Below are 7,900 nucleotides of genomic sequence, written 5' to 3'. Positions count from 1 at the left end.
CTTGGTTCGAGCCCAAGAGGAGGAGCAAAAGCCAACACAGAAAGTGTTGGCTTTTTTTATTATGGATCAGTATTATCTCTATATCTTATATTCTGAGGTGATCGATAAATTCGCCACAATAGGAATATTGGTGGTTGAAACTTAATGAATTAGGAAGCTGAAAGTTGGCTACTTCCAAATTTTCAATGCTATAATGAAGTTAATAAAAATGTAAAAAAGTTTTGAAGTGATCTTAAAATACCATACATTTCAGAAAGATAGATGATACAGACTGATTAGTTTATCACTTAGCCTTATCAATTTTTATAAGTAAATTTCTATGGAGGGAATTATCTTCAGTTTGGGAATCGGGGTTGTTTCAGGGATTTTATCAGGATTAGCGGCATCTTATTTGTTTTTGTCCTTATATTTGAGCAAAAAACGGCCAAAAATTGTTGTTTCAAATTTTATTTGTAAAAATAAATTAGATGGCGAAACCTTTTATTGGTTCAAAATCGTTAATAAGACTGATACAGAGGTGTTTGATGTAAGGATCGAAATAAGTATGTATAAACCGGTTGGAGATACTAACGGTAGGAATTTACGTGGTAGAGACATTAAGTTAAAAGACGACTATTTGGCATTTATGGCTAAAAGCAGCGTATTTGATTCACATAATTTACATGCAGTAAGGCTACGTACTCCAGATGATCTAGAGACAGAATGGGTTGATGATTCATCATTCATTCGACTGAGCATTATTGCCAAACATTCTCTATCAGGGCTAAGTAGTACTTTTAGCCATGATTTCAATTCGCGTGATTGTATTACGGAGAAAAAATTCAAATCAGGTGATGATTTATCAGTGAGTTGATCAAGAAAAAACATTTTAATTATTTAAAAAATTGGCTTAAATTTTGAGACAATTAAATTATCTAGAAATCTAAAAATCTAAAAATCCATGAAAAGAGATCTGATTCTTGGATAAAAGCCTAAGAGGCTCTTATCTACCTAAGACAATTCATTTTGAAAACTATAAGCCGGCTCAAGAGTCGGCTTTTTCGTAATGCAGGGTCAAGAATTAAAGGATTTCAAATTTCATTTTTATTGTTTCTTAAATCTATTATTCTGAAAGGCTTTTTCAGGATCAATATTTCTTCCTTTTTTTTGAATCAACTTTTGGCGAGGATGAATATGATTCTTTCGAATAGTTCCCTCATATCATTCAAAGCCTGAAAACACTGATTTTGCCCATCTACCGAAAGTACCGAGTGGATTAAAAAATGGAGAGGACAGAAAAATGCGGTTTACCTATTGTTTTCTTAAATACCCATGTAATGCAATTCCCAGATCTGTTAACCCATAATCAGTGCGGGATAGGGATTCCGCTTTAAATAAAACATTACGATGTAATAATTGTGTAATATGTGATGGTTTAGAATTAAAATCTGGGTCATTTGATCTTTTTGCAATAAATTCAATAGTGCTCTTTAGGTCTTGCTTTGAAATTTCTATAGTGTCTAGAATATTTTCAATTTCTTTGTCATAACCGTAGCTTGATGAAGGGATATTATTTACAAAAACCATTTTTAGTTCGTAAACCCTGTAAAAGTCATTTCTTATTTCTTCAAAATTTTGAGGAGTTAATTCTAATGTGAGCTTAATCTTTTCCTCTGCCAATTTTAATACAGAATTAGTATATTTCGAAAATTCGCCAATTACATAACTTGCTTCATCATATTTTCTTTCATATTCGCCAATTTTGGAGGTAAAATAATTTTCTTCTTTATTCATAACCTCTATCCGGGAAGATAAATCTTCTTTTTCTTTTCTAGCCTTCTCCAAATCAGAATTTGTTAGAGATAATTTTGAACGTAAATCCGCAATATCGTTGCTGCCCGTTTTGGCTAAATTTAGTTCAGCTTCCTTTCTTGCTAGATCAATTCTATCCGTGTAAGAAGTTTTTTTAAATTCATAATTATCTGTCCGGTTTTTTTTATGAATTCCTGAGAACCAAGAGTATAACTGTTTCCTTACGTAGGGTAATCCAAAAGTGTAGACAATAGCAATAATGAGAGGACAAATCAGGGTCGTAAAAATGTTGGAATAATATATTGAAACATGATTTATCCTTAATTCCATAGGTTCTTTAGAGAACAGTATTATAAACAGGGGTTTCCAATTTAAAATCAACCAAGAAAAAATAAAGGAATTGAAAACTGGAAATTTCAACCTTTCTACGCCTGATTGAATTAAACCTTTTATAAAATTTACTAATTCTTCCATAATTATATTAAAAAACTAAATTAACAATATTTAATGGTTATATCTCAAAAATCCAAACGGTTTACCTCCCATAAATAATTTAGAGCATCTGATCCCGGTCGACCGGGAAGTGTCCCGAGATCAAAGTGAATCGGGAAGCCCAAGAGGAGGAGCTCAAAAGTCCACTTGTAGCATTAGTTGCAAGTGGACTTTTTTGTGGGCTTAGAATATTAGGGTGCGCAATTATTGTTCAGCCGGAACTCAAACTCTTTCCTGAACTGTCACAGGGCATATTATCCATTGATATTTTAGATAGATAAGTTTTTTCGAGTAAAATAATTGGGGCAAAAAAATAGCAGCAGAAAATTGTTTCCGCTGCTATTTTCAATTTTGCAGTCAAAATTAAATTGCTCCCTATTTTACCAAAAATCCAAGTTCTGCTATTGCGGCGAAACGATGTCCTCCGGCAATTCTTTTGGCTTCAAGTTTTATAAACCTTGTTTCAATCGGCTTTTTGAAGTAATGTCTTCTTAAAGAGGGGTCATTGATAAGGTTCCCAAATTCAAAATGTTCCAGTGGCTGCCAGTTGGATCCATCTGAACTATAATAAATTGTTCCTAAGGCTATCATACCTTCTTTGTCTGCTGAAGGTGGCAAATAGGTAAAACCTGTTATCGTGAGCGAGGTACCTATGTCTACCGTAAGCTGTTGTCCACCATTTTCTCTTCCTTTGGCCTTATAATAAGTTTCTTTATTGCCATCAATTGCTTTGGAGGCTTCGTGATTATTTTCAGAAGAACTTGCGCCTACAATTTTCCAGTTGGCTTTAATAGCGCCAAAGAGGGCTTTAGCTATGGTACCACGATCATTTTTGCCGAAGGCTGCAGCTTTTACTTCTCCATGTTCCAATTGAAAAGGTCCTTCATACAGCATAGATTCGGTGTTCGGCTCGGTGCCATCTAGGGTGTACCTGATGCTTAGGTCTTTGTTCAGGCTTCCAGCAATATCTTGCTCATAGGTTTTCCAGCCAAAATCTACTTTTTTTGGCTCAATATTAACCATGCCTTTTAGATCTCTTTCAATGTTTAATTGTGGAGGTCGAGTTTCATAATGGTATGCCGCCACTTTATTGATGGCAGGGATAAACCTTTCTTCATCCACTGTAAATCGAAGTTTGTCTGTGCTAACTTCAGGAAATCGGAGGATGTTTTTATAGCCTATATTGTAACCATTCGCTATCTCTTTCCATTCCCCATCAAGTAGCGCTTCCAAGGAGAAGGCTGCCACACGCTCACCATGAGACCTGATGGCTTCTTGAATGATCAATCGATTTATCTTTACAGATGCTTTCAGACTTATTTCAAATGATTTTGACCGGTCTAATAAAAGATAGCTTTGGTCATCATTGTCCAGAACCTCTTTGGGGCCTTTGGCATCCATTAATAAATCTTTACTGTAAGTATTTCTTATTCGCTTGCCGACTTCTTCAAGCACTTTTACATCTCTATCTGGGAAAAGCCCTTGGGTGTTGGGTGGGATATTAAGCAAGAAAATTGAGTTCCCTCCAACAGCCCTTTCATACATATCAAAAACATCATCAGCACTTCTTACTCCTTGTTCGTGATCGTTTCTGTAAAACCAACCTTCTCTTATGGAGGTATTCGTCTCAGCAGGTTGGTAATGTAAATAATTGGCCTTGAATAATTTTTCCATACCGGCAACATCTTCTCCCGTGATGTCTGCAAAACGATTCATTTGATTGGGGTTTTCCTGGTAGGGGATGACATTCCATTCTTTTTCTCGGGTTTGTCCTGATTCGTTGCCACACCACCTGATGTCTTGTCTGCCAAAAATCACAGCCTCAGGAGCCAGTTTTCTTATTAAGGTTTTCCAAGAAGTGTAATCATATGTCTGGCCACCTTTTCTTTTAGGGTGGGCACCGTCAAACCAGACCTCTTTAATAGGGCCATATTCTGTTAGTAATTCAAAAAGTTGATTCAGGAAATATTCGTTGTAATCATCTACCTCGAATTCGAAAGTTGTTTTGTTTTCAAATGGTCTTCCTTTTACGGTTCTAGGGATGGTTCTTTTCGTTTTTTTACTAAGATTTCCATACAGGCCGGAAGGGTTTTCGATCTGGTACAAATCGGCGGGAGAAAGGTAAACCCCAAGATCAAGGCCATATTTCTCGCAAGAGGCTGCGAGGTCTTTCAGCACATCACCTTTACCATTCCTAAAACCGGTAGACATCAGGCCATGTTTGGTATACCTTGATTGCCATAAAACAAAGCCATCATGGTGTTTGGCCGTAAAAATCACCTTGGTCATGCCGGCAGCTTTCATCGCTTTACACCATTGGTCGGTATCAAGTTCTTTTAAGTCAAAGACCATTGGATCCTCCATGCCCGAACCCCATTCTTTAGCCGTGAATGTATTTGGGCCAAAATGAACAAAAGCAATGAATTCATCTTTGAGTGCATTGTATTGATTTTCTGTAGGGACTATGTGTGCCGCCTTGATCCGGATGCTATCCTGGGTGTCATCCTCATCTATAGCCATGGTGGATTGTGGTGGCAAGACAAGGCCATTATTTGAAGGATTGCAGGAAAATGATAAGATAAAAACTATTCCTATCAAAAAATACATTTGTTTCTCTACACTTAAAGTAAATTTCATGACCGCTAGTTAGGTTATTTTTTTAGTTAATGGATCAAACATAACAAAAAAATTTATTTTTGTCTACTTGGCTTAAGCTTATATTAAGTTTTATTCTATGGGTGGCACCGAGTATTTTTATTTTTCAGAGAAAATCAAATTTCAATTAAAGCATGAGATGGAATGGTTGATGATGCCCCGGTGATTGGAAAGTAAAGAGTGCTTTATTATTAATGGGGAAATGGGACCTAAGGCAGTCATTATTTGGTAAGAGTAAATGAATATAATCAAGATTAAGCCTTGAGATTCCAAATACATGAAAATGTACCTATTTCTTGGTGTAAATAAGTAAAGCTGTTGCTGTAATTTTAAGAATATTTATTTGGTTTTCTTCGGAGAATCGTACCTTAGTAAGGGATTATAAATTTCTATGTAAATTTTTTTTAGTCTCTTTTTCTCAAAACATGGTATATAAATAAAAAAAGAAAATGGCCTTTAAATCATTATTTACCCTCTTTGTATGTATTTGCTTTCAATCAGTAGCCCAAGAAATAGAGATTAAACCATATTTGCAGGATTTAGAGCCCAATTCTGCTATTGTAATGTGGCAGACTTCAGAAGGAGAGGAAAGTATTGTAGAATGGGGGACAAGCCCCAACTTAAAAAATACTGCTAAAGGAACTGCTGAGGCAATTAATTTTGATAAGGTAAAGGTACATACTGTTAAAATCTCCGGTTTAGATCGTTTTACTGAATACTATTACCGTGTTCGAACAGGAGATGCCGTTTCGGATATCTTTCAATTTAAAACCCCTCCTTTTTCTAATGATGGTGAAGATTTTAAGTTGGTAGCCATGAGTGACATGCAATATGATCACAATCAACCGGATAAATTTAGTGAAGTGGTGAACGAGGGGGTTATCGGTTATCTTGAAAAAGAGTTTGGCGGATCTTTGCCGGACAATTTGGCAATGGTGCTTATTCCGGGTGACTTGGTGCAAACGGGATCTAAATTTTACCAATGGAAAGAACAGTTTTTTAATCCTTCAGAAAAATTATTCTCCGAGGTGCCGGTATACCCTGTGCCCGGCAATCATGAGCGAAATTCGGTGTATTTTTTCAAATACTTCAGTTTGCCGGAGAACGGTACTCCGGCCTATGCAGAACATTGGTGGTACAAAGATTATGGCAATACAAGAGTCATTGGTTTGGACTCGAATGATGGTTATAGGGATTTAGGAGAACAATTTGAGTGGTTGAAAAACGTATTGGCAGCCACAGCGAAAGATGATAAAATTGATTTTGTTTTTGCCCAATTACATCATCCCTTCAAATCCGAACTTTGGATTCCCGGGGAAGAGGATTTTACCGGGAAAATTGTGGCAGAATTGGAACAGTTTTCCACCAAAACAGGGAAGCCTAGTATTCACTTTTTTGGACATACTCACGGTTATTCTCGAGGGCAATCCAGAGACCACAAGCACCTTTGGATTAACGTTGCTTCAGCAGGTGGAGCCATAGATAACTGGGGTGAATTTGAAGGAAGGGATTATGATGAATTTACGGTTACTCAGGATGAGTATGGCTTTGTAATGGTGTCAGTAGATGGGAATAGGCAAGACCCTAAATTTACCATTAAGCGGATCAGTAGGGGAAACACGATAGAGAAAAGGGAAAATGAGTTGAGAGATAGTATTACCGTGTGGAGGAAAGAACGCAAACCATCTGCTCCTGAATCCCTTTCACCCGTTGGTTCAAATGTACCGATAGAAGGAGCCATCTTAAAGGCCGGCAAATTTAACAGCGATTATTCAGGAACCTTTCATGCCGCTTCCCATTGGCAGGTCTCAAAATCAAATGATTTTAAAAATTTAGCCTATGAGAGCTGGCAACAATTTGAAAACTGGTATTATAAAGAAAACCGACAAAAAGACGATGATTTAACCGATGAAAAAACGGAACGATTGAACCCCAATACTACTTATTATTGGAGGGTTCGCTATCGAGATCAAAACCTGAATTGGAGTGATTGGTCCAATGTGGTTACTTTTAATACGGAAAAGGAATGATCATCTTATTTAATAAAAATAAAAGATCAATTTGACTAAAAAGTGTATTTGACCCAATTCATGGGTTCAACCGGCCTTGTTTGTCGCTCAATCATAGTGCATTTACCCAAGAAAATTGTTGATCAATTATTTGCTCTTTTTCTTTATTCAGAAATTCAATATAGGCCAAAGCTACGGGTGATAATTTCTTAGATTTAAGCCAAATTAAATTCCACTCAGTGCTTAATGGTAGGCCCTTGACAGGGATAATTTGTAAGTCCTTATTGCTTAATTCATTCCCTATGCCTATAAGCGGCATGATTGAGCAGCCCAATCCTGAAATGACAGCTTGTTTGACTGCTTCATTGGAAGTTAACTCCATTTTTTTACGAGCTGAATAGTTGTTTTTTGTTATGAAGGATTCCATGGCATTTCGTGTTGCGGAGCCTTGCTCTCTAAAGATGAGGGGCATTTCTTCAAATAACTTTTTCTTAGTAAAGCTTTTTTTAATCTCCATGCTACTACTTGACACATAGAAGAGTTTGTTTTCCATTAAAGCTATTTTATTGATTTTTAATTTTTTGGGAAGTACAGAAACTAAGGCAAAGTCGACTTCATTCAATTCCAAACTTTCCAAAACACTTGATTTATTCGTCACATCCATTGTCAAATCAACACCTTTGTTTTGCTTTATAAAACCTGATAAAAAATAAGGCATCACATATTTCCCCGTAGAAACAATAGAGATTTTTAGCCGACCGGAAAGCTGCCCTTTATAGGCAAGGGTTTTATAATTTATGGCATACACCTCGTTGAGAATTTTCTCTGCAGCAATTGCAATCTCCTTTCCGAAGTCAGTGACATAAAGCTGTCTTCCTACTACTTCTGTGAGTGGGATAGGGAATTGATCTTGAAAATTTTTCAGCTGAATAGATACCGCTGGCTGTGTCAAA

The 7,900-nt window shown here is 36.5% G+C and carries 5 protein-coding genes; 2 read left to right on the top strand and 3 right to left on the bottom strand.

Features of this window, described 5'->3' with window-relative positions; translation table 11 throughout:
- Positions 1-319: 319 nt before the first annotated feature.
- Positions 320-853 carry a hypothetical protein gene (locus AAC037_RS14365; RefSeq protein WP_339903628.1) on the top strand — a complete coding sequence of 178 codons (534 nt, stop codon included), beginning with the start codon at positions 320-322 and terminating at the stop codon, positions 851-853.
- A 437-nt stretch (positions 854-1,290) separates the two neighbouring features.
- Here AAC037_RS14365 and AAC037_RS14360 read toward each other — a convergent pair whose 3' ends face one another.
- Both AAC037_RS14360 and AAC037_RS14355 read right to left on the bottom strand, forming a co-directional pair.
- Complete coding sequence (locus tag AAC037_RS14360; RefSeq protein ID WP_339903627.1) at positions 1,291-2,265, bottom strand: hypothetical protein; 975 nt, start codon at positions 2,263-2,265, stop codon at positions 1,291-1,293.
- 393 nt (positions 2,266-2,658) lie between these two features.
- Positions 2,659-4,920, bottom strand: a complete 2,262-nt coding sequence (locus AAC037_RS14355) for an alpha-L-fucosidase (RefSeq protein WP_339903626.1) — start codon at positions 4,918-4,920, stop codon at positions 2,659-2,661.
- Between the two features lie 467 nt (positions 4,921-5,387).
- On the opposite strand from AAC037_RS14355, the gene AAC037_RS14350 reads away from it, so the two are divergent.
- Entirely contained in the window at positions 5,388-6,968 is a 1,581-nt protein-coding gene (locus AAC037_RS14350; protein ID WP_339903625.1) for a fibronectin type III domain-containing protein, read from the top strand.
- Between the two features lie 91 nt (positions 6,969-7,059).
- Here AAC037_RS14350 and AAC037_RS14345 read toward each other — a convergent pair whose 3' ends face one another.
- Complete coding sequence (locus AAC037_RS14345) at positions 7,060-7,899, bottom strand: LysR substrate-binding domain-containing protein (protein ID WP_339903624.1); 840 nt, start codon at positions 7,897-7,899, stop codon at positions 7,060-7,062.
- Between the last annotated feature and the right edge of the window lies 1 nt (position 7,900).

The sequence above is a fragment of the uncultured Cyclobacterium sp. genome (assembly GCF_963976465.1).
GTDB lineage: Bacteria > Bacteroidota > Bacteroidia > Cytophagales > Cyclobacteriaceae > Cyclobacterium.
This window is presented reverse-complemented; position numbering and strand designations above follow the sequence as displayed.

Bases quoted from the DNA above. Each gene is read 5' to 3' on its own strand.
- AAC037_RS14365 (WP_339903628.1), top strand. From the start codon at position 320: ATGGAGGGAATTATCTTCAGTTTGGGAATCGGGGTTGTTTCAGGGATT.
- AAC037_RS14360 (WP_339903627.1), bottom strand. From the start codon at position 2,265: ATGGAAGAATTAGTAAATTTTATAAAAGGTTTAATTCAATCAGGCGTA.
- AAC037_RS14355 (WP_339903626.1), bottom strand. From the start codon at position 4,920: ATGAAATTTACTTTAAGTGTAGAGAAACAAATGTATTTTTTGATAGGA.
- AAC037_RS14350 (WP_339903625.1), top strand. From the start codon at position 5,388: ATGGCCTTTAAATCATTATTTACCCTCTTTGTATGTATTTGCTTTCAA.